Source organism: Sphingomonas sp. So64.6b (assembly GCF_014171475.1).
Lineage (GTDB): Bacteria > Pseudomonadota > Alphaproteobacteria > Sphingomonadales > Sphingomonadaceae > Sphingomonas > Sphingomonas alpina_A.
The window spans coordinates 392824-413668 of the sequence record NZ_CP048817.1; the positions used below are offsets into that span (position 1 = coordinate 392824).

The 20845-nt window shown below is 62.5% G+C and carries 20 protein-coding genes and 2 tRNA genes; 8 read left to right on the forward strand and 14 right to left on the reverse strand.

The genetic code is table 11. The features are described from left to right. The first annotated feature begins 25 nt into the window (after window positions 1-25). From ubiA to G4G27_RS01840, 3 genes are read left to right on the forward strand one after another with little or no spacing between them, the layout of a single operon-like run. Entirely contained in the window at window positions 26-937 is a 912-nt protein-coding gene (ubiA, locus tag G4G27_RS01830) for a 4-hydroxybenzoate octaprenyltransferase (protein ID WP_183111601.1), read from the forward strand. Between the two features lie 41 nt (window positions 938-978). Next, window positions 979-2325 carry a TldD/PmbA family protein gene (locus G4G27_RS01835; protein WP_183111602.1) on the forward strand — a complete coding sequence of 449 codons (1347 nt, stop codon included), beginning with the start codon at window positions 979-981 and terminating at the stop codon, window positions 2323-2325. Further along, window positions 2318-3094 carry a 3'(2'),5'-bisphosphate nucleotidase CysQ gene (locus G4G27_RS01840; RefSeq protein WP_183111603.1) on the forward strand — a complete coding sequence of 259 codons (777 nt, stop codon included), beginning with the start codon at window positions 2318-2320 and terminating at the stop codon, window positions 3092-3094. The genes G4G27_RS01835 and G4G27_RS01840 overlap by 8 nt, the downstream gene beginning before the upstream one ends. Here G4G27_RS01840 and G4G27_RS01845 read toward each other — a convergent pair. Continuing rightward, window positions 3040-3495: a hypothetical protein gene (locus G4G27_RS01845; RefSeq protein WP_183111604.1), complete on the reverse strand. Its 456-nt coding sequence runs from the start codon at window positions 3493-3495 to the stop codon at window positions 3040-3042. The two genes, G4G27_RS01840 and G4G27_RS01845, sit on opposite strands and share 55 nt — an antisense overlap. Window positions 3496-3659: 164 nt before the next feature. On the opposite strand from G4G27_RS01845, the gene G4G27_RS01850 reads away from it, so the two are divergent. Together G4G27_RS01850 and G4G27_RS01855 are read left to right on the forward strand one after the other, a co-directional pair. Next, complete coding sequence (locus tag G4G27_RS01850; protein WP_202049652.1) at window positions 3660-4790, forward strand: serine hydrolase domain-containing protein; 1131 nt, start codon at window positions 3660-3662, stop codon at window positions 4788-4790. A 211-nt stretch (window positions 4791-5001) separates the two neighbouring features. Beyond that, the gene (locus G4G27_RS01855) at window positions 5002-5913 is read left to right on the forward strand and encodes a creatininase family protein (RefSeq protein WP_183111606.1); all 912 of its coding nucleotides are present in this window, start codon (window positions 5002-5004) and stop codon (window positions 5911-5913) included. A 47-nt stretch (window positions 5914-5960) separates the two neighbouring features. On the opposite strand, the gene G4G27_RS01860 is transcribed toward G4G27_RS01855, so the two are convergent. From G4G27_RS01860 to aroA, 11 genes are all read right to left on the reverse strand, one after another. After that, window positions 5961-7064, reverse strand: a complete 1104-nt coding sequence (locus G4G27_RS01860) for a DUF4272 domain-containing protein (protein WP_183111608.1) — start codon at window positions 7062-7064, stop codon at window positions 5961-5963. Window positions 7065-7239: 175 nt separating this feature from the next. Further along, window positions 7240-7947: a hypothetical protein gene (locus tag G4G27_RS01865; RefSeq protein WP_183111609.1), complete on the reverse strand. Its 708-nt coding sequence runs from the start codon at window positions 7945-7947 to the stop codon at window positions 7240-7242. A 16-nt stretch (window positions 7948-7963) separates the two neighbouring features. Beyond that, complete coding sequence (locus G4G27_RS01870; RefSeq protein ID WP_183111610.1) at window positions 7964-9190, reverse strand: toxic anion resistance protein; 1227 nt, start codon at window positions 9188-9190, stop codon at window positions 7964-7966. Between the two features lie 181 nt (window positions 9191-9371). Beyond that, complete coding sequence (locus tag G4G27_RS01875; RefSeq protein ID WP_183111611.1) at window positions 9372-9557, reverse strand: hypothetical protein; 186 nt, start codon at window positions 9555-9557, stop codon at window positions 9372-9374. 138 nt (window positions 9558-9695) lie between these two features. Further along, window positions 9696-10109: a DUF4112 domain-containing protein gene (locus G4G27_RS01880; protein WP_183113558.1), complete on the reverse strand. Its 414-nt coding sequence runs from the start codon at window positions 10107-10109 to the stop codon at window positions 9696-9698. 24 nt (window positions 10110-10133) lie between these two features. Further along, entirely contained in the window at window positions 10134-11615 is a 1482-nt protein-coding gene (locus tag G4G27_RS01885) for an ABC transporter substrate-binding protein (protein WP_183111612.1), read from the reverse strand. Between the two features lie 60 nt (window positions 11616-11675). After that, window positions 11676-11758, reverse strand: a tRNA-Leu gene (locus G4G27_RS01890). Between the two features lie 98 nt (window positions 11759-11856). Then, window positions 11857-12135, reverse strand: coding sequence for an integration host factor subunit beta (locus G4G27_RS01895; protein WP_183111613.1), 279 nt, complete (start codon window positions 12133-12135; stop codon window positions 11857-11859). Between the two features lie 188 nt (window positions 12136-12323). Continuing rightward, window positions 12324-14063 carry a 30S ribosomal protein S1 gene (gene rpsA, locus G4G27_RS01900; protein ID WP_183111614.1) on the reverse strand — a complete coding sequence of 580 codons (1740 nt, stop codon included), beginning with the start codon at window positions 14061-14063 and terminating at the stop codon, window positions 12324-12326. 266 nt (window positions 14064-14329) lie between these two features. After that, a complete protein-coding gene (gene cmk, locus G4G27_RS01905) occupies window positions 14330-14974 on the reverse strand; it encodes a (d)CMP kinase (RefSeq protein WP_183113559.1) in 645 nt (214 codons plus the stop codon). 8 nt (window positions 14975-14982) lie between these two features. Continuing rightward, a complete protein-coding gene (gene aroA, locus G4G27_RS01910; protein ID WP_183111615.1) occupies window positions 14983-16332 on the reverse strand; it encodes a 3-phosphoshikimate 1-carboxyvinyltransferase in 1350 nt (449 codons plus the stop codon). Between the two features lie 115 nt (window positions 16333-16447). Here aroA and G4G27_RS01915 point away from each other — a divergent pair, with 115 nt between their 5' ends. The 3 genes from G4G27_RS01915 to G4G27_RS01925 all read left to right on the forward strand — a co-directional run bounded on the left by G4G27_RS01915 (window position 16448) and on the right by G4G27_RS01925 (window position 18539). Beyond that, window positions 16448-16765, forward strand: coding sequence for a TIGR02300 family protein (locus G4G27_RS01915; protein ID WP_183111616.1), 318 nt, complete (start codon window positions 16448-16450; stop codon window positions 16763-16765). Between the two features lie 129 nt (window positions 16766-16894). Further along, a tRNA-Ala gene (locus G4G27_RS01920) sits at window positions 16895-16970 on the forward strand. Between the two features lie 675 nt (window positions 16971-17645). After that, window positions 17646-18539, forward strand: a complete 894-nt coding sequence (locus G4G27_RS01925; protein WP_183111617.1) for a hypothetical protein — start codon at window positions 17646-17648, stop codon at window positions 18537-18539. A gap of 283 nt (window positions 18540-18822) precedes the next feature. Here the strand turns inward: G4G27_RS01925 and G4G27_RS01930 are convergent, their stop codons facing one another. Together G4G27_RS01930 and G4G27_RS01935 are read right to left on the reverse strand one after the other, a co-directional pair. Next, complete coding sequence (locus tag G4G27_RS01930) at window positions 18823-19584, reverse strand: methyltransferase domain-containing protein (RefSeq protein ID WP_183111618.1); 762 nt, start codon at window positions 19582-19584, stop codon at window positions 18823-18825. Between the two features lie 138 nt (window positions 19585-19722). Further along, complete coding sequence (locus G4G27_RS01935; RefSeq protein ID WP_183111619.1) at window positions 19723-20733, reverse strand: polysaccharide biosynthesis/export family protein; 1011 nt, start codon at window positions 20731-20733, stop codon at window positions 19723-19725. Window positions 20734-20845: the final 112 nt, after the last annotated feature.

Here is a 20845-nt window from a genome sequence, read left to right on the forward strand (position 1 = left end):
GCGATGCATGGTCTAGACGCGTCCCATGTCGCCCGCTGAAATCACGCCTGACACCGAACATCGCGGCCTGGTCGGCGCGCTGCCCGCCGCCGTCCGCCCGTTTGCGCTGCTTGCCCGCTTCGATCGACCGATCGGCTGGTGGCTGTTGTTCTGGCCCGGCGCCTGGGCAGTCGCGCTGGCTGGCGGCGCGCTTGCGCGCTGGGACCTGATCCTGTGGCTGTTGCTTGGCGCGATCGCGATGCGCGGGGCGGGGTGTGTTTATAACGACATTGTCGATCGCGATCTCGACAAGCTGGTCGCGCGTACGCGCAGCCGGCCGCTGGCAAGTGGCGCGGTATCGCTGACCGCCGCCTGGGTTTGGCTGGTGCTGATTTGCCTGATCGGCCTTGCCGTGTTGCTGCAGCTGCATCTCTACGCCGCGGTGGTCGCGGTGCTCAGTCTCGCGCCGGTCGCCGCTTATCCGTTCATGAAGCGTATCACCTGGTGGCCGCAGGCGTGGCTCGGCATCGTCTTTTCCTGGGCGGCCCTGGTCGGATGGAGCGATATTGCGGGTGCGCTCACCGTGCCCGGCTTGCTACTCTATGCCGGGTCGATCGCCTGGGTGATTGGTTACGACACCATCTATGCGCTGCAGGACCGTGAGGACGACGCGTTGATCGGGGTGCGGTCGTCGGCTTTGCGTATGGGCAGCAAGGTTCGCCCTGGGGTCGGGGCATTCTATGCCGTGGCACTGGCGTTCTGGGGTGGAGCGATCTGGTTGATCCGACCTGATATGCTTGCGCTCGTGGCGTTGATTCCGGTGGCGCTGCATTTCGTGTGGCAGGTCGTGACGCTCGATCCGGCGGATGGGGCAGGGGCGCTGGACCGGTTTCGGAGTAACCGCTTCGCCGGGTTTCTAATGTTCTGTGCGTGTTTTGTTGTGGGGACGGCGGCCTAAGAGTGGTTGCGCGACCCTCCCGGCGCACCTAAGTCCGCCCGATGCTGACCACCGACCAGGCGCGCGACCGCGCCGCTGATATCGTCGCCCGCGCTACTGCCGCCGGGGCCGACGCCGCCGATGCCGTTTATGCCGCGGACACTGCGCTAGACGTATCGGTGAGGCTCGGTGCGCTGGAGGATGTCGGCCGTTCGGAAAGCGCCGAACTCGGCTTGCGCGTATTTGTCGGCAAGCGCTCCGCCAGCGTATCCACCTCCGATCTTTCGGTCGATGCACTCAAGGCGCTGGTCGATCGCGCCGTCGCGATGGCGCGTGAAGCACCCGAGGATGAATGGGCCGGTCTCGCGCCGCAGGACCGCCTGATGCGCGGCAATGCGCCGCAACTCGATCTCGACGATGGCGGCGAGGTCGCTCCCGCCGAACTCAAACAGGCGGCACTTGCGGCGGAAGACGCCGCCCGCGCCGTTTCCGGCGTGTCGAACAGCGAAGGCGGTGGTGCGAGCGCGTCGCGCTCGATCTGGGCGCTGGCCACCAGCCATGGTTTCGCCGCCGCTTATGCCGCGACCGGTTATGGCATCTCGGCCAGCGTGCTGGCGGGCGAGGGCGGGGCGATGGTGCGTGACTATGCCCATCATGGCGCGCGTCATCGCGCGGCCCTGGAGGATTCGACGACCGTCGGCACTCGCGCCGGCGAGCGTGCCGTTGCCCGGGTCAATCCCGCGACGGTCAAGAGCGGCGCGATGCCGGTCGTGTTCGATCCGCGTGTCGGCTCCTCCATGCTCGGCCATCTGATCGGCGCGATCTCGGGCCAGGCGATCACGCGCAAGACCAGCTTCCTGCTCGACTCGCTTGGTACGCGCGTCTTCGCCAAGGGTGTGACGATCGCCGACGATCCACACCGCCCGCACGGCCTGCGTTCACGCCCGTTCGACGGCGAAGGGTTGCCGGTGTCGCCGACCGAGTTCGTGTCCGACGGCATGCTCGAGACCTGGCTGCTCGACAGCGGTTCGGCGCGGCAGCTCGGGCTCGAGCCGACCGGGCATGCCGCGCGCGGCGTTGGCGGCAATCCCGGGGTCGCGACGAGCAATTTGTTCATGGCGGCGGGCAGCACGCCGCCGGAAACGCTGATCGCCGATATCGCGCACGGCATCTATATCACCGAACTGATCGGCATGGGCGTCAACGGCGTGACCGGCGACTACAGCCGGGGCGCGGCGGGTTTCCTGATCGAAAATGGCGAGATCGCCGGCCCAGTCGCGGAATTCACCATCGCGGGCAATCTGAAGGACATGTTCCTCAACCTGACCCCGGCTAACGATCTCGAATTCCGCTATGGCAGCAACACGCCGACCCTGCGCATCGATGGTATGACGGTCGCCGGTGCCTGAGACACTCGCCGACCAAATCGCCGCGATCGCCGCAGAGGCGGGCGCGCATGCCTTTGCCAAATGGCGTACCGACTTTAAGCAATGGGAAAAGGCCCCCGGCAACCCGGTGTGCGAGGTCGACCTGGAGGTCAATGTCCTGATCCGCCAGCGCTTGTCCGCGCTGTTGCCCGAGGCTGGCTGGCTGTCGGAGGAGACGGTCGACAATGCCGATCGCCTCGCGCTCGACCGGCTGTGGGTGGTCGATCCGATCGACGGCACGCGCGACTATGTCCGCGGCCGCCCCGGTTGGGCGGTGTCGATCGCGCTGGTCGAGCATGGCCAGCCGGTGATCGGCATACTCGATGCGCCGGCGCGCGGCGAAGTGTGGCGCGCCGAGGCGGGCGAGGGTGCGACGCTTAACGGCGTCTCTGTCCATGCTGGCGTGCGCACCGAGTTTTCCGGTGCGCGGGTACCGACCGATGCGCTGCCCAAGGTCGACAGCGATCTGGTCGCGGTCGACAAACCCAACTCGATCGCGCTGCGCATCGCGATGGTCGCCGCCGACCAGGCGGATCTTGTCGCGACGTTGCGCTGGGGCAATGAATGGGACGTCGCGGCGGCGGTACTGATCGCCGTCGAAGCGGGTGCGACGGTTAGCGACGCACTTGGCCAGCCGCTCAAGTTCAACACGCCGAGCGCGCAGGCATTCGGCGTACTCGCAACGACGCCGGGCATTCACAAGGCGGCGGTCGAGCGGTTGAGCGAACGGGCGAAGACGCTTTCCAAATAGTCGTTGAGGCGTGGTTGGGGCGGAGCCGAACCGCTGCCAGTGAACCGCGCGGCCAGGCGTCCGGCGCCTGTTCCTTGTAATGGACAGGGCGAGTTGTTCTTCGTCATGAGAAAGAGCGGGTCGGCGATCGACGAGATGTGATCGGGCTGTTCTGGCCGCAATCGCGACGAGTTTGAATCGACCAGGTAGCGCTCGCCGATACCGTGCATGTGTTGATGACGTCTCGTAACCTGAACGGATTTGACGTCTGGGGCGAGCTTCATGCTTGCTGCGGTCGCGGCTTTAACGGCGTTCGTATCAAACCGCGCAGCGGGACGCGGAGAGATATGGGACACCGGTTGTTGTATATCCTTGGCGCGGGGCGAGCGAGGCATTCCAGCGATGCGGCCGATATAATTCACTTAAATACAATGATTTAGGAGTCTTCGCACGTGTTGTCGTCACTGCGCCGTTCGATGAACCCCTCGGGCCATCAAACTCAGAGCAATTTTCGCCGGATTGACGTTGCGCATCCGAAACTTGTGTCTATCGGGAACGTCATTTCAAATTGGAAAATTGCCTGATCATGACCAGAATAGTCTCGACGCTGTGCGCCGTTGCCATCACGGTTTTGCTGCCGGTAGCGGCTCCGGCCAACCCGGCACCGAAGACTCAGGCCGCAAAGCGCGATGCCAACGCTTTGGCGCGCGCCTTCATGCTGGAGAAAATGGCAGCCAAGCGCATCCCCGGGGCACAGATCGCGGTCGTGCGCGGTGGGCGGATCGTGATGTCGGGCGCATTCGGCGTCGCCAATGTCGAACACCAAGTCGCGGTAACGCCAGATACCGTGTTCCCGATCAATTCGGCGACCAAATCGTTCACCGGCGTCGCCGCGATGCAATTGGTCGAAGTCGGAAAACTGGACCTCGACGCGCCCATCTCGCAGTATATCGACGGTCTGCCGGCCGGATGGCAGGCCATCCGGGTCCGTCAGCTTCTGGCGCATACCTCTGGCCTGCCGGATATCGTCGGTGGCAATGGGTTGATCGGCAGCGGCGGCGAGGCGGCAGCCTGGGCGGCGGTGAAGGCGCTGCCGATGGAATCCGTCGCGGGCACCCGTTTTGCTTATAACCAGACCAACTACGCTTTGCTGGCTCAGATTATCGACAAGCAAAGCGGCATGCCCTTTGCCGATTATCTCGCGGCCAAGCAGTTCAAGCCGGCCGGCATGACGCATGTCCGGTTTGGCGATGGCTTCGACATCGTCCCCCATGCCGCGACGCCCTATAGCTTTTATGGAGCAGGTCATGGCGGCGCCGTGACGACGGTATTGGGCCGCTGGCGGGACGACCTGCCGCCCTTCACGCGAACCGGCGCGGGCATGAATGCATCGGCACGGGAGATAGCCGGCTGGATCGTCGCGCTTCAGGGCGGCAAGCTTTTGACAAAACCGGACAGCCTGACGCGCCTTTGGACCGCCGAGACTCTCAACAACGGCACGCCCAATGCGTGGGCTATGGGCTGGCCGGTCGTGCGCGCGGCGCCACACCGGATCGTCGGCGGCATTGGCGGCGGCCGCGCGGCCTTTTTCATCTATCCCGATGATGATCTGGCAATCGTGGTGCTGACCAATCTCGTCGGCAGTGACCCGCAGGGGTTTATCGATGAGATCGCAGCACTTTACGCACCGTCGATTGCTGGCTCGACACGAAACTGAGCTGGCGGGACGGCGCGATTAGGGGCGGTCGCCTCCGGGCACGTCCACGGTCTGCTGGACATCCGAGTCCGGGCGGAACGCCATTGGCACTATGGCGACCGCCAGCGCCTGGTTATGCGGTTGGGACGTACTCGCACCGTTATTGCGATATGTCATACGGTCCCAAGCCAGCGAAGGACATCCAATGAGTATCAGTAAGGGTTCAAATAAAATGCGCCGATATCGGGCCTGTGGAATCCTGGCCGCATTGCTGGCGGTCGCCACGGCAGCGCCGGCCGCTGCGCGTGAGCCGTCAGGGGCCTCTCCGCTTGCCGGCACGATCGCGACGGAGTCCTACCGGGATCTCGAACGAAAAGTGTCGCACGGCGCGATCGCTTTATGGGCGCTTGGCGCGATCGAGGAGCATGGGCCGCATCTGCCGTTGATGACCGATGTCGTCGTTCCGTCGGGCCAATTGCGCATCGCGGCGGGGGCGCTTGAGCGTCGCGGCGTGCCGAGCGTCATCGTGCCTCCCTATTATTGGGGCGTGAACAATGTGACCGGCGCGTTTGCCGGTTCGATCTCGATCCGCCCTGAAGTGATGACCGAATTGATGCTCGACGTGTTTCGCAGCATGGCGAAGGCCGGGATCAAGCGGATTTATTGCATCACCGGGCATTTCGATGCGGCACATGCGGGGACGATCGCCGCTGCGGTCAAGCGGGCCAATGACGAGAAGATCATCGAGGCGCGCTTCGTCGTCCCGGCGCCGCTCGGCAAGCGGCTTGGGCTGGTGTCGGGGCAATCCGGCGCGATCTTCGCGGAGTGGCCAGCTCCGCCCGCCGGCGAGCCGGATCTTCACGCCGGCGAAATGGAAACATCGGCGATGCTCGATCTCGCCCCGGAGTTGGTACAGCGAGACATCGCTAGCACTCTGCCGCCAACCGGCCTAACGCCTGAGCAGCTTGCCGGCTGGCGAAAGGGCGGGGACACGGCCCGGTCGATTACGCCATCGGGCTATCTGGGCCGACCGGCCGACGCGACGGCGGCAAAGGGAAGCGCACGATTGGCGCTCGAAGCCGGTGCCTATGCCGATGCGATTAGTGCCGATTTGAAAGCCGTCGACGGTTCTTCCGGGAACTAGGTGGAGGCCATGTCGCGGATGCTCGCCGATCAGTAGGGCATTCTGAATCAGGTCGGAGTGTCCGTATCATCCCAGGAAACGTCGAAATCGTTTTGGAAACTGGCCAGCCAATTGAGCGCAGCATGGCGTTCCGCCACGACGTCGCGGCTTATCGCGACGAGGGGGATGCCCTTCTGGCTGGCCTGCCGCGCGGCCCAATGCTCAAGCCAGGTCCTGTCCAGCGCATCGAGAATTTCCCTGACTGGACGCAGCTGCGCCGCTTCTGCCCCCGCTTCGTTACACGCGGCGCTCGCCACGGACAGCCAGAGCGCATCGACATCAATCATCTGGTCGCTGTCTGCGATGTGTGCCGCATCGAAACCGAGTGCCCACAACAGCGTGTTTGCTGCCTCGAAACGCCATGTGATCGTAGTAGCAGTCGCTAAATCGGATGCGCCGGATTCAACAAAAGCGGCCTCCCGCGGTGTCAGCGAGGCGAAGCCGATCGGATTATGTTCGCGTTGTCCTCCAGGGATTGGTTCTACGCCGAGGCGATGTACCTGAGCGCGCACGGCGACATAGAATAGTGCGAGCGCGCGCTGCAGGACTTCGGCAGGAGGTCGCAGAACGACTTCGGCTTCGCCGATCGCGGGTGGTATGCTTGCTGGCGGCTGCGGGTCCATGAGCTTTAGCCGTTCGCGTGTCCTCTCGCGGCGCGCGACGGCATCGGGCTGGTATGGCAGGGCTGCCGACGGCGATGTTTCTCCCTCAGCGGACATTATGACCGCCATGTCCGGCGCACGCACCGATCCGTCGGGAAGAAAAAGCACGGCATTGGCCATACGCGCCCACGCCTCGACCTGCGGAAGATCAGGGGGGATCGCCTCGAAACTAATGTGGTTACGTACGCGCTGGAGATGTCGCCACAGATGATAGCGCGTTGTCGTCATCTGGCCGTCGCCGCGTCCCATCACATAGCCGATAAAACCTTCGAGATGGGGCGCCAGTTCGGGATCGGAAAGATCGCGCCGCCCACGCACTTGATGGGGGAAGTCGAGCGGCGGCAGGTCACGAACTGTGGCATAGGCGTTGATGAGGAGCGATTCCACCGGAGCGGCTGGGGTTTCGGGCGCCAATTCGCCCCGGCCGAAAAGTCGCTTCAGGAAATTCATCGCCGTCTCCACTCCCGCGCATATTGAGGGCTAATGGCACCGTTCCCCACCAAGCGCCTTTTCGTGACGAAGGCGATCACGCGACCATCGGAAGGAACGATTCCCTGCCCGAAGTTAAGGGCTGATGCTTAGCGGACCGTCTGCTTTTCCGGGCCGCTCATCACGCCGCCGGGATTCAGCTGCCCAACCCATCCTCGCGATACTTGATCTCCAGGAATCGCCCGCGCGTCGCCAGCAGGTTGAGATCGCCCTCGGCCAGTTGCGCCGACATGCCGGCGATCTGCTCGTCGATCACCTTCAACCCGTCGGCGAGTTGCTGGTCGGGCGTCTTGCCGTTGCGTTCGATGCCGCGCAGCGCCTGGGGCACCTTCGAATAGCCCTTGAGCAGTTCGGGCAATTGCTCGCCGATCAGCTTGCGCACTTCGGCCGCCGCTGGTTCCTGTTCGTTCAGGTCGACCATTTGCGGGGTGAGTGCCTCCAGCCGCACGCCGATGCCGTCGACCAGCGACTGGGCCGGGGCGGGGAGGGCGGGGCGTTGTGATTCCAGCCATTGCTCGGTCTTCATCGGCAGCAGCTTGAGCGGCGTCTGGCCGAACGTCTCGGGCTTCACGTCGGGCGCGGTCGGGAAGATCGCCAGCGCGAGCGTCGCCGCGATCAGCGCGGCCATCACCAGCATCGCGCCGCCGATGCCGAGCGGTACGATCCACCCGACCACCACCGCGGCGATCAGGATGGTCACGTCGACCGCGGCGATGCGGCCGAGCCGGGTCAGCACTTCGGTACCCTGGCGCTTGCGCCGCCGCGCGGCGAGCGCCGCCGCGCGATCACGGGTGCGGTCGAGATATTCGGTGCTGCGTGCGATCTGGCGATCGACGTCGGTCATTTTGTGTCACTCACCTTTATAGGGCCTCTAGTTTGAACATCTCGCCGCCGCCCGATTTGCCGCCCTGCGACTGACCCTCGGCACGGGCGATATAACCCTTCGACTTCTCGACTTCATTGCCGAGCGCAGTGACGGTGGTCTTCATCGAATCCAGCGCCTTCAGCTTGAAGGTGTCGATCGCGTCCATCGTATCGTAGATGTTCTGGAACGCGCGCTGCAGCGTTTCGAGCGGGATGGTCGATGCCGCGGCCTGTTCGTGGATCTGCGCGGTCTGGCTCTTGAGCAGCTTGCCGGTCGAATCGATGATCCCGGCGGTGGTGGTGTTGAGCGCGGTGATCTGTTCGAGCACGAGCCGCTGATTGGTCAACGCCTGCGCCACCGTCACTGCGGTGCGCAGCGCCGAGACCGTCGTGGTGGAGGCGCGATCGACGCCCTTCACGAGTTCGACATTGTTCTTCTTGACCAGATCGAGCGCGAGATAACCCTGCACCGTTACCGCCATCTGGGTGAGCAGGTCCTGGGTGCGCTGGCGGACATAGAAGAGCGCGGTCTCGCGGATCGCCTTGGCCTTGGCCGGATCGGTATGATCGAGCTCGTTGGCCTTGTCCTCGAGCTTCTCGTCCATCGTCTTGGACAGCATGATCATCTGTTCGAGCCGGCCCATCGCGGTCCACAGATTGGCGCGTTCGACATCGATCGCCGCATTGTCCATCAACAGCTCATCCTTGCCGCCGGTCAGCGACTTGAGGATCGAGGCGATGTGCGTCTGCGACGATTTATAACCGTCGAAATAATTGCGCATCTTGTTGCCGAACGGGATAATCCCGAAAATCTTGCGTGGCGCGGTGAGGTTACCGCGCCGGCCCGGATCGAGATCCTCGACCGTGCGGCGCAGTTCGGCCAGGTCTTTGCCGACGCCGGTTTCCTGATCCATCGCGCGGGTCGGGCGGTCGAGGAAGCGGTTCGACTGCCCGGCCGCGTCGCGGATTTCCTTCTGGCCCATCGCGCTGATCGCATCGACGCGCTTGCCGAACTCGGGCGAATTGACGTCCTGCGCGATCAGATCGTCGATGAAGGTCTCCACCCGGGTCTGCAATTGCGTTCGCGTGGAATCGTCGACCGGCACCAGTCCGACCGCCTTTTCCGGCGCGACGACGGGCACGGGATCGGGCGGGGTCAGCACCAGATCGGGCGTCTTGGTATCGGTCGCTGTCTCGATTGCGCCATCAGTGGGGGGGGCCATGCTCTTCTCCAGCGTCACGTGTAGTGCCTTAGATGCCGCCGAACGCGTTTACGTTCAACTGTATTAATGATGTAATACGCTCGTCTCTTTTGGCAAGCCGGGCCGAAATCGGGGCGGACAGCATCAATTGCATGTGATGACGGAGTATCCGTGGCGGGTGACCGCACCCGTCGTATCCGCCTTATCGCGTCTTTGATTTGTCGGCGATCAGGTCGCGTTGCCACACGGTGAAGCGTTCGTTGCGGGTCGATTTCATCGCCCGGCGCAGCGCGGTCTTGTCGAAGCCCGGTCGCTTGCCGATGCGCGCGAGCAGCGCCTTGCCGTCGGGCGGCTGGTCGAGCACGCACCAAGCGAATGCCGCCGTCACAACACGCTCGCGCAAATCCATCGAACAGGCTTTGCCGTGCTCGTTGGCCTCCAATCCATGCCGGCATCTTGAATCAGATCGAATCAGAAAAGCAGCCTAGAGGGAACCGCGCTGGAATCAGGTAGACGTCATCCCACTCTAATTGTTGATCACTGCGGTCGATGGGTGATGCCGGTCGAGATGGCGCTTGATGATCTTCAGGTTGCGCGTGTTGGAGCGAAAGAAGAAGTCGGGAATGATGCCCACCACTGGGATCAGGCCGAGCAGGAAATCCACGCCGACATTGCCGAACATGCGCGCCATCTGAGTCTTGGACATGCCCAGATTGCGGGCTTCCCACACCATCCATGCGCCCATTGCCGACCCGATCAGGTCGCCGCCGACCGGGATCACGTCAAGGATCACGTCGAGCCCGATCTTGCGGTTGGTGCCGGGAATGGTGAACAGCCCCTCGAGCAAATGCTCCATCGCTTCGATGCGCTGGCGCACCGCGGCGGCGTCGCGGCCGATCGGAATCATGCCGGCGATCTTGGCGGCGGCATCGGACTGCATTCTGGTTGTGTTGGCCATGTCACCTCAATTGGTGTCGTTACGCAGATGATTCAACGGGTGCCACGCGCGGGAGTTCCCCTGCCATTGCCTGAGCCTGAGCGCGACCAGCGACCAGCGCAAGGGACGAGCGATCGGAATAAACGCGCCATCGGCCGCCAGCGCGGCGTCTGCCTCGGCCAGATGGCGCGCCCGCAAGGCGGTGCTGGGTGCATCGCGCGCCGCTTCGATTGCCGCCAGCGTCGCCTCGCCGCAGGGTGAACAGGCCGTGCCCAGGTACCAGCGCGCACTATCATAGGGCGCCACCGCGTCGATCAACCGCAGGTCGGTGTCGGCATCGAGTGCGACGCGCACCGTGTCGATCCCGACACGGTGCAGGCTCGCGCCGATCATGCCGTAAAGGATCGTTGCGCCAGGGCCGGTCGGCATGGCGATACGTAAACGGGGTGGGTCGGTCTTGTCCGCCCGCCACTCATCTACGCGCGCCCGCGCCAGGGCATAGCGATCGGCGATCGACAGCGCGGCCCAGTCGGGCGCCATCGCCGGGCGTGCGGAATCGAGTTGTTCGGGCAACAACTGCGTCGCGCTAGTCCAGTCCGACGAAAAAGCGGCAACGATCGCGTCGCGGTCGATCGCCGCCGCGACCGCCAGCCGGTTGCGTGTATCGCCGAGAAATCCCTCGCGATTGGCGACGACCAGCCCGAACAGCCCCGCCGCGGGATCGAGCCGGCGATTCACTGGAGCGATATCGGCATGGGCGAGCAGCGGCCAGTCGACGAACGTGCCGCCGCTGACCAGGTCGGAATCACGCGCCGCGAAGCGCAGGATTGCACGCGCCGCCCGCTCGCCGATCAGCTGGACATTCGCGGCGGGGCCAGGCTCGGCGACGACCTCGTCGGGCGATCGTGCGGGGTCGAACGCGGGGTGTAGCGTCACATCGCGCTTGCCCGCATTGGTGATGCGGAACGGGCCGCTGCCGCCGGGCGGACGGGTGCGGAAGACGGCGAGTTCGGGCTGAGCGAAGAGCTTGAGCAGGTCGGGGCGGGGTCGTTTCAGCCGAACCTCGATCACTTCCGGGGTCATCTCGACGATCTCGTCGATCGCGGTCAGGAACGGCAGCAACGGATTGCGCGATCCGCGCTGTATCTGGCGGCGCAATACGGTCACGACATCCTCGGCGGTGACCGGACGGCCATCGCTCCATTCCGCGTCGCGCAGGCGAAAAATGTAACTCATCCCGTCGTCGATGACGATCCAGCGTTCGGCGATTCCGGGTTCGATCTGACCCGAGGCGTCGAAACGGACCAGCCCCTGTGCAGTCGAATCGAGCAGCAGCCGGCCCGGCAGGTCGCGCGCGCCGCGCGACGGGTCGGCGAGCTGCGGTTTGCCGCCGATTGCGCTGACGATCACCGGACCGGCATCGCTGCGCCGATCGCAGCCGGCGAGCAGCAGCGCGGCGGTGATCAGAGCGGGAAGGGCGCCGATCGATCGGCGGAGGAGGATCGTCATCGCATCATCCTGCCATCCGCGAGGAGCGGGGAGAAGGGGCGATCGACATGGTTTTGATGATGGTGCGGACGGCGGGACTCGAACCCGCACTCCGAAGAGGGAGATTTTAAGTCTCCTGCGTCTACCGATTTCGCCACGTCCGCAACGGATGACTAGGTGACGCGTCAACCGGCGATGGTCAACGCCCCACAGTCTGTTTGATAACTCGCGAAAGAGCCCGATTCAGCCTTCAGGCAAATGCTCACACGTTGAGACGTGCGCGCATTTCCTTGCCCGGTTTGAAATAGGGCACGCGCTTGGCGACCACGTCGACGGTTTCGCCGGTGCGTGGGTTCCGGCCGGTGCGGGCGTCGCGCGCTCGGGTCGAAAAGGCACCGAAGCCGCGCAACTCAACCCGGCCATCGGCGGCCAAGCGGCGGGAAATCTCGTCGAAAAAGGTGCTGACGATCGCCTCGACGTCGCGCAGCGCGAGGTCGGGATTGTCCTGGGCCAGCATGTCGACAAGCTCGGATCGGATCATGGCGTCTTCATTCCCTCTCGATCAAGGACCACACCATAAGGGCAGGTGCGCGAGGCCCGGACCGGCGTCCTGACACGAACGCCTGCGAAACGATATACTGATCTGCGTCGAACCGATAGGTCCGATTCGACACTAAAACGCCCAAATCGGGCTGGCGGGAGAGAAAAATTCCCTCCCGCCGCCGATTCTTACTTCTTGTTCTCGCCGCTCTGCGCCTTGAGCGCCGCGCCGAGGATGTCGCCGAGCGATGCACCCGAATCGGATGAACCATATTGGGCCACGGCCTGCTTCTCTTCGGAGATCTGCATCGCCTTAATCGAGAAGGTCGGCTTCTTCGAACGATCGAAGCCAGTGACCATCGCGTCGAACTTCTGCGCGACCTGGAACCGCTCCGGACGCTGCTCGTCGCGATCGCGGCCGAGATCGGTGCGCTTGATGAAGCCGGTCGCGCCATCGTCGCCGACCTGAACCTCGAGGCCCGCATCGCGGACTTCGAGCACGGTGACCGTGACGATCGCGTTCTTGTTGAGGCCGCCCGAACCGCCGCCGCTTGCAGCGGCAGCACCGCCGGTCGCGCCGACCGCGGGTGCGCCGCGCTCGAGCTGCTTCATGCCGAGCGAGATGCGCTCCTTCTCGGCGTCGATGTCGAGCACGACGGCCTGAACCGTCTCGCCCTTGCGGTGCAGGTTGAGGGCGTCCTCACCCGACACGCCCCAGGCGATGTCCGACATGTGGACCATGCCGTCGACATCGTTGTCGAGGCCAATGAACAGGCCGAATTCGGTCGCGTTCTTGACTTCGCCTTCGACGGTCGAACCGATCGGGTGTGCTTCGGCAAAGGCTTCCCACGGATTGGCCTGGGCCTGCTTGAGACCGAGCGAGATGCGGCGCTTCTCGGGATCGACCTCGAGCACGATGACGTCGACTTCCTGGCTCGTCGAGACGATCTTGCCCGGATGGACGTTCTTCTTGGTCCAGCTCATTTCCGACACGTGAACCAGGCCTTCGATGCCCGCTTCCAGTTCGACAAATGCGCCATATTCGGTGATGTTGGTCACGCGGCCCGACAGCTTGGCGCCGACCGGATACTTGACCATCGCGCCTTCCCACGGATCGCTCTCGAGCTGCTTCATGCCGAGGCTAATGCGCTGCGTGTCCTTGTTGATGCGGATGATCTGCACCTTCACGGTGTCGCCGATGTTCAGCACTTCGCTCGGGTGACCGACGCGCTTGTAGCTGAGATCGGTGACGTGCAGCAGGCCGTCGATGCCGCCGAGATCAACGAACGCACCATAATCGGTGATGTTCTTGACCACGCCGTCGATGATCTGGCCTTCCGCGAGCGAAAGGATCAGGCCCGAACGCTGTTCTGCGCGAGTCTCTTCGAGGATCGCGCGGCGCGACACGACGATGTTGCCGCGCTTGCGGTCCATTTTCAGGATCTGGAACGGCTGCGGGATGTCCATCAGCGGGGTCACGTCGCGGACCGGGCGGATATCGACCTGCGAACCGGGCAGGAACGCCACGGCGCCGTTCAGGTCGACGGTGAAGCCACCCTTGACGCGGCCGAAGATCGTGCCCTCGACGCGGGCGGTCTTGGCGAATTCGGTTTCCAGCTTGTCCCATGCGGCTTCGCGGCGTGCGCGGTCGCGCGACAGCATCGCTTCGCCATGGACGTTCTCGACGCGGTCGACATAGACTTCGACTTCGTCACCGACCTTCAGGTCGGCCTTCTGGCCCGGCGCTGCGAATTCGCGCAGCGGCACGCGGCCTTCCGACTTCAGGCCAACGTCGATGACGGCCAGGTCGTTTTCAATTCCGGTAACGGTGCCCTTGACGACGCGGCCTTCGAAGCTGTCGGCGGCGCCGAGCGTCTCTTCGAGCATGGCGGCGAAATCGTCGCGGGTTGGATGTGCCTGAGTGGCCATAAAATATGTACGTCCTAAGTTCAGTTTCCGGCCAGCCGGTTGTCTCCGGCGGTCTTGGCCAAAACGCCGCGACAGCCGAATACCGGCACGGCATCCGTCCGAACGGATACGGGAGGATCTCGACGCGTTTTGAATGCGAAAAGGGCGCGAGAGTATGACTCCGCGCCTTCCTCCACGAGCACCGCTCGCCGGACGGAGGCGCAGATAGCGGTAAGGAGGGGAAAAGGCAAGGTTCACGAGGCGCGCCGCGCCAAGGCGACCCCGGATCAGGACGGGCCGCTATTGGCCTTGATCCGCCGCCGGTCTTCGACCAGCGCGATCGCACGCTGCACCGATGCCTCGATCGACAGGAAGCTTGTGTCGAGCAGCGCCGCATCGTTGGCCGGCACCAGTGGCGCTGCACTGCGCGTCGAATCGCGAAAGTCGCGAGCGCGGATGTCGGTCAGCACCTTGTCCATGCTGACCGTCGACCCACGGTCGCGCAATTCGGCATGACGGCGCTTGGCGCGGATCGTCGGCGTCGCGCGGATGAACAGCTTGGCGGTCGCGTCGGGGGCGATCACCGTGCCGATATCGCGTCCGTCGAGCACTGCGCCACCCGGCTGTTGTGCGAAGCGACGCTGGCGGTGGAACAGTGACGCGCGCACCAGTGGATGTGCCGAAACCACCGAGGCGAGCTTGCCGACCTCGTCGCTGCGCAAGGCATCGTCATCGAGCAGCGAATCGTCGAAATCGCACGCCGCGACCGCATCGGCTTCGATGCTGTGATCGAGTTCGAGCCGGCTGACATTGGCGGCGACCGCGCGATAGAGCAGACCGGTGTCGAGATGCGGCAGGCCGTAATGCTTCGCCAGCGCGCGCGCGATCGTGCCCTTGCCCGATGCGGCGGGGCCGTCGACGGCGATCACCAATGGCTCGCTCATGGCGTCTGTTCCGGCAAATTCCGTCCCCGCAATTCGTCGAGCGTCTGGAAGAACATAGGATAGCTTGTTGCGACTGGCGAGACATCATCGATCGTCACGCCGTCGCGCGTGACCAGCCCGGCGATCGTCATGCTCATCGCGATGCGGTGGTCGAGCAGCGAAGCGATCGTGCCGCCGCCTTGCAATGGTGCACCGCCGCTGCCCCGAATGGCGAGTCCGTCGTCGAATTCCTCGGTCTCCACCCCGATCGCGCCCAGCGCCGCAGCCATCGCCGCGATGCGATCCGATTCCTTGACGCGCAACTCATGCGCGCCACGCGCAACTGTGCGGCCCGTGGCGCAGGCGGCGGCGACGAACAGCACCGGATATTCATCGATCATGCTCGGCGCGAGATCGGCCGGCACGTCGATCGCGTGGAGCGGCGCATGGCGCACACGCAGATCGGCGACCGGTTCGCCACCGACTATGCGCCCGTTCTCCTCGACGATATTCGCGCCCATCAACCGCAGCGCGGCGAACAGGCCGGTGCGCGTCGGGTTCATGCCGACATTGGCGACCAGCACGTCCGATCCCGGCACGATGCTCGCCGCGACCACCCAGAATCCCGCGGACGACGGATCGCCCGGCACGACGATATGCTGCGGCTTGAGTTCGGCCTCGCCGACCAGCGAGATGACCCGTCCCTCGGGCGATTCCTCGACTGTCAGGTCCGCGCCGAATCCGGCGAGCATCCGTTCGCTATGGTCGCGGGTCGCGACCGGCTCGATCACGCACGTAATGCCGGGCGTGTTGAGCCCCGCGAGCAGGATGGCCGATTTCACCTGCGCCGAAGCGACCGGTAATGTGTAGCCGATCGGCACTGCCGGGTTCATGCCGCGCACCATCAGCGGCAAGCGCCCGCCGGGACTCGCGGTGATGTCGGCGCCCATCATCGACAGCGGATCGATCACCCGCGCCATCGGGCGGGCGGAAAGGGACGCGTCGCCGGTGAAGGTCACGGTGATGCCATGGCTCGCCACCAGGCCCATCAGCAGCCGTGTCGAGGTACCCGAATTGCCCATGTCGAGCGCCTGTTCGGGTTGCAGCAACCCGCCGACGCCGACGCCGTGCACGGTCCAGATGCCGTCATCGCCGCGCACGATATCGGCACCCATCGCCCTCATCGCGGCCGCGGTCGCGAGCACGTCTTCGCCCTCAAGCAATCCCTCGATCCGGCTTTCGCCGACCGCCAGCGCGGACAGCATCAAGGCGCGGTGACTGATCGATTTGTCGCCCGGCACGATGACGCGGCCGACCAGCGGCCCGGAGTTGGAGATTTCGAGCGGGCGGGGGGCGGGGTGCGACATTGGGCTCGCGCTTTGACAGTGCGCTTGCGCTATGGCAAGGCGCGCCCCACTTTGCAGGCTACCCTCGCAAGAGGGGCCTCAAATCCCAGATAGTCTTGAAAGGTCTAGTCGGCACATGATCAAGCCGGAATGGGGCACGAAGCGATCGTGTCCGAAATGCGCCACCCGTTTCTACGATCTCGGCAAGGATGACCCGGTCACCTGCCTTGAATGCGGATCGACCTGGAATCCCGAGCCGATTCTCAAGTCGAAACAGCCTCTGCCGTTCGACGCGCCCAAGCCTGAACTCATCAAGAAGGACGACGATCTCGCCGGTGACGACGAGGATCTGGACACCGGTGAAGACGAAGAGCCCTCGCCCGATGACGAGGTCGATCTCGGCGGCGACGACGATCTCGGCGTCGATGCGCCGATCGCCGAAGACGAGCATTGATATGACCTGCCGGCCCGGTAATGTCCGGGCCGGCAGGAAATTGATGCGCTGGCGGTGATTCAGCCGCTTGCCAACAAAGCGTCGCCCGTTTAGGGGCGACGTTCCCAGGGCCCAAGGGCCTGAACGGATGGGGCCGTAGCTCAGCTGGGAGAGCGCTGCGATGGCATTGCAGAGGTCTGGGGTTCGATCCCCCACGGCTCCACCAGTTTTTTGGGTAAGGCATTGATTTTACTGATAAATATTTCTGCTGGCTAAGTCGTCCCAACATTCGTCCCAACATTCTGGCGCGGCTCTTGGTGGGCGCGGGCGGATTAATGCGGACGAATCCGCGAGTCGGGTTGCCGTCACGAGCATAGGAGTCGAGCTCGTGCAACTTGAGCCCTTAGACGGCTTGGGCCAGTAGGACACAGTGATGGGTGCTGGTTCAGCATCAAGGGCGCGTTACGCGGCATACGATCCTTGATTCTCGCGTCAGTTTCAACGCCCGTATAATCCGCCTTGCACTACTCCTAGCAAATACCTTGTCAGGCTGACGGGGGCGCCCGCTGGAATCAGCATTGCTTCCCGTTTATGAGTGTGGGTTGATGGGCTCACGGCGATGGCGAGAGCCGGCGGACCGGTTTGGAGCGATGCTGGCGCCGTTTTTGGCAGGCGCGTCCCATCCGTGTGTCTTAGAATGGACATCGCAAGCAGAAGTCGGCGTCTTGACGGATAGGGCCATTCCACTATCTCGCCCCTGATGGAAACGGTCACAGCTATCTCGCCGATTCCGCCGAGAAATAATCACTTCGCATTGGTGGGCGGCTTGCCGTGCTCCGGGACATATTTCGCAGCCGAGTTGTGTCGCGACCTGCTGTCTCGGAAGCATGGAAGCTGCGAAGTGCTCGTTCTCAATGATCTCGGAGATGCGACGCTCAAGAAAATCGCCGAGGTCGAACACCCTGTTGTCTTTCTCGCCGAAATTCCGGACGCCGCCGTCGTGGATGCGGTTCGGCAATCAGAGTTTCCGCTGCTGCTGATTGATCAGGCATTTTCCGAAGCGACCCGAGATTTCGTGTCGGCGCGCAACACGAAGATGCTTGATACGGTTCGAACAATGGCGCGCGCGCAGATCGGCTTGAACGCGCTCCTTGAGGTCCCACGCAGCTTGCTCCTGACCATTGGGGCGAAGGAACCTGCTGCCGCTCTCGCGCACCGCATAGCGGCCGAATGTGGCGTCGATTCAGCGCTTTGTCGGTCGATGGTAGAGGAGCGTCATTTCGAGCGGCCACTGCGCGAGGCCTTGGACGCGCATTTCGATCATGATCGAGATGTCAGATACGAAGATGCGGCTGACCTCCTGAGCAGGCTTGATCAATTCTACGGCTTCCATCCAGAACGGCGCGTTCCGATATGGAGTGTGCCCATGGGTTTGATGCTCGAAGCAGTGCCACCATATTTGTCCGCAACCGATCCGATCAGCCTTCTCGGTCCGGCACGATGCTTGAGCTTCGGGCCCTACCTCCATCTCCCTAGCGGTCGCTGGAGAGCAAAGTTCACCTTTGCCGCGTCCGACAATAAGTCGACCAATTCGATCGGCTTCGATATCACTGCCGACGAAGAGATAAAACTTGAGGAGACTTTCGATATTAAGAAATCTGGCAAATTTGCAGCGTCATGTGAATTTGCAATAGAAGATTCTTTCTATCCATTCGAATTTCGCACTCATCTGCGTCGAGGCGCGATCGCAGGAGAATTTTCGCTGCTTTCCCTTGCCTTAGAGAAATGCGCCTGATTGAAAGTTGGTCTGTCGCCAACTGCCCGCTTGCAAGCGAGATGGTGCGAGGATGCTTAGCTACCTTTATTCGGGTCAAGAGCGGCAGCCAGCGATTTCGCGGTACTGGTCAGATCATCTCACCTATCCTAATACAAAACTGAATCGCGCATTGAACACAGGTCCCTTTTCGGCTCGATAATTCCGATGGCCGGAATAGATGGCCGTAGATGCGTGGTGTTCCACGCATCTACGGAGTGCTCGCCGAATTCCGTTCGCTTTCATTATCATGGCGATACGGCCGTCATTCCCTGCTCTCAAACAGCCAAGCCTGTACGCCAGGGTAGTCATTCCAGAGCCTTCGTTGTTTGCCACCCATGTCCTCGAAGACATGCGACAGACCCTCCCTGCTGTACAGTGAGATATGTCCGTTATGTGGGCCTAGATACCACCAATCGCGGCCGAGCGATTCCGGATCCCATTGTGCGGTCTGAAACGCGAAGACACCGCGGGGCTTTAAATGGGATTTTATGAGGTCAAATATTTTCCGTGGATCTGGAAGATGCTCGATAACCTCGCAGGAGGTGATGATATCAAATTTGTGATCTCCCAGGTCCGCAAGAAAATAGTCTTTGCCGACCTTCGGCGGTATGATGTCCGTACCCCATACATTTAGATTCAGGGACCGGCGGCCCATATCAATGAAGCCGCCGATGCCGCAGCCGAAATCGAGGATCTCCGCCCGATCTAGGCGGATGTTCAGCATTTCGTTGGCGAGAGCGACAAGCCGGAAGGTTTCCGTAACGCGCCCATACCAATCAGGGTCCTGATTCTCCCAATAGGTTTCATCGTAAATCTCGGCGTGGCTATCACGATAGTCAATCACGTCTGAAAATAGAAAATTGCAATTATCACATTGATAATACCAGCTATCATCCGGCTCATCGGGAATGGGGTGGCTAGCTTTTTTATTATATGGCAATCCAAATACCAAGTTTGCGTGAGATCCACACAACTTACACTTCATGTCACTACGTTGCGGCGGCAAGGATAAATTGGCAACCATGTCTCTTCTTCTTCTTATAATGATTATTAAGCGCTGAGTATTTCGAAATAATCTTTGATAGTATCATTTATTGATTAAGCTATGATTTCTAGCAATATAATCCATGAGTTTCCATAAAGCCATCTATTATACTTAAGGTCAATTCGCAACCTGACGGGCGATTACGATCGGCGTGAAAATCTGTCCGATCATCTGCAAGAGCTTGCCCGGCTGGTTGGCCTGCGCTCCGGCGATATAGATCACGTCCTTGTTCGACATGTAGAATTGCTGACCTAGGAAATATGAGGCGGGCTTAAGCATGTTGAAATGATAAACGACGGGCCGTTCGCCTCCCTTTTCACCGTCCTGCTCGAACCGAAAGACGAAGACCGCCGCGGGATCAGCGAGATTCTCGCTTGGACCACCTGCCATTGCTAGTGCTTCGACGAGCGAAAAACGTCGCAACGGGAGGTCGTATTGATTGACCTTATTAGGGCTTCCCAAGACTGAATAGCTGCGCACTTGGCGAAGCAGTTCGACGCGGTCGCCGGGTTCCATCGGCATGCCGCCGATATTTGAATAACTCAAGCCGTCCAAAGGGCCTTCGCTGATCACGTCGCGGCGATTAACGCGAAAGAGAATGTCAGCCGTGGAGCCGCGATGTCCGCCAGCAAGCGTAATGACGTCGAGCAATTTTTCGTGGCCCCCGGACAGGCGAACCCGGCCGGGGCTGACGACCTCCCCACCCACGATCACAGAACTGCCGTTGGCGGCCTCAAGGCTAACGACGACCTGCGGATCTTCGGATTTTCCGCGAAGGGCCGCCTCGATATCGCGCGCTAGCTCGGTCGGCGTCCGACCTGCGGCCCTGACCGTACCGGTATAGGGAAGGCGAATGAGGCCGGCTTGATCCACTTCAATCGGTCCTATTTTCTGTTCCTTGGCGGCAGGGTCGAATCCGCCGCCGGGCGAACCTGCTCCACCGGAAAAAAGCCTTACCCCTACTTCATAATAGACGATGCTGATCACGTCTCCGGGCGCGATGGCGTTCAGCCGCGAACTAAACCCGGGCGGCAGGAGCTGATAGTCAGGTAACATGGGGGGCTTAGGAAGTGCTGTCGGCGCGCTTACTTCGACAAGCTCAAAGGCCCCACGCTCGGCGTCACCCATCACGGTCTTTCCGATCGGCCCCGCTTGCGGGAGCGTGGCGCATCCGCCCATCACAGCAAAGGCCGCACAGGCCGCAGCTATTAGCGGGGTGCGATTACTGAATCTTTGCGCC

Excerpts from the sequence above, each read along its gene's own strand:
- G4G27_RS01895 (WP_183111613.1), bottom strand. The coding sequence starts at position 12,135 with ATGATCCGATCCGAGCTTGTCGACATGCTGGCCCAGGACAATCCCGAC.
- G4G27_RS01835 (WP_183111602.1), top strand. The coding sequence starts at position 979 with ATGCTGACCACCGACCAGGCGCGCGACCGCGCCGCTGATATCGTCGCC.
- G4G27_RS01855 (WP_183111606.1), top strand. The coding sequence starts at position 5,002 with ATGCGCCGATATCGGGCCTGTGGAATCCTGGCCGCATTGCTGGCGGTC.
- G4G27_RS01860 (WP_183111608.1), bottom strand. The coding sequence starts at position 7,064 with ATGAATTTCCTGAAGCGACTTTTCGGCCGGGGCGAATTGGCGCCCGAA.
- G4G27_RS01850 (WP_202049652.1), top strand. The coding sequence starts at position 3,660 with ATGACCAGAATAGTCTCGACGCTGTGCGCCGTTGCCATCACGGTTTTG.
- G4G27_RS01930 (WP_183111618.1), bottom strand. The coding sequence starts at position 19,584 with ATGGTTGCCAATTTATCCTTGCCGCCGCAACGTAGTGACATGAAGTGT.
- ubiA (WP_183111601.1), top strand. The coding sequence starts at position 26 with ATGTCGCCCGCTGAAATCACGCCTGACACCGAACATCGCGGCCTGGTC.
- G4G27_RS01865 (WP_183111609.1), bottom strand. The coding sequence starts at position 7,947 with ATGACCGACGTCGATCGCCAGATCGCACGCAGCACCGAATATCTCGAC.
- G4G27_RS01915 (WP_183111616.1), top strand. The coding sequence starts at position 16,448 with ATGATCAAGCCGGAATGGGGCACGAAGCGATCGTGTCCGAAATGCGCC.
- G4G27_RS01935 (WP_183111619.1), bottom strand. The coding sequence starts at position 20,733 with ATGGGTGACGCCGAGCGTGGGGCCTTTGAGCTTGTCGAAGTAAGCGCG.
- G4G27_RS01880 (WP_183113558.1), bottom strand. The coding sequence starts at position 10,109 with ATGCAGTCCGATGCCGCCGCCAAGATCGCCGGCATGATTCCGATCGGC.
- rpsA (WP_183111614.1), bottom strand. The coding sequence starts at position 14,063 with ATGGCCACTCAGGCACATCCAACCCGCGACGATTTCGCCGCCATGCTC.
- aroA (WP_183111615.1), bottom strand. The coding sequence starts at position 16,332 with ATGTCGCACCCCGCCCCCCGCCCGCTCGAAATCTCCAACTCCGGGCCG.
- G4G27_RS01885 (WP_183111612.1), bottom strand. The coding sequence starts at position 11,615 with ATGACGATCCTCCTCCGCCGATCGATCGGCGCCCTTCCCGCTCTGATC.
- G4G27_RS01870 (WP_183111610.1), bottom strand. The coding sequence starts at position 9,190 with ATGGCCCCCCCCACTGATGGCGCAATCGAGACAGCGACCGATACCAAG.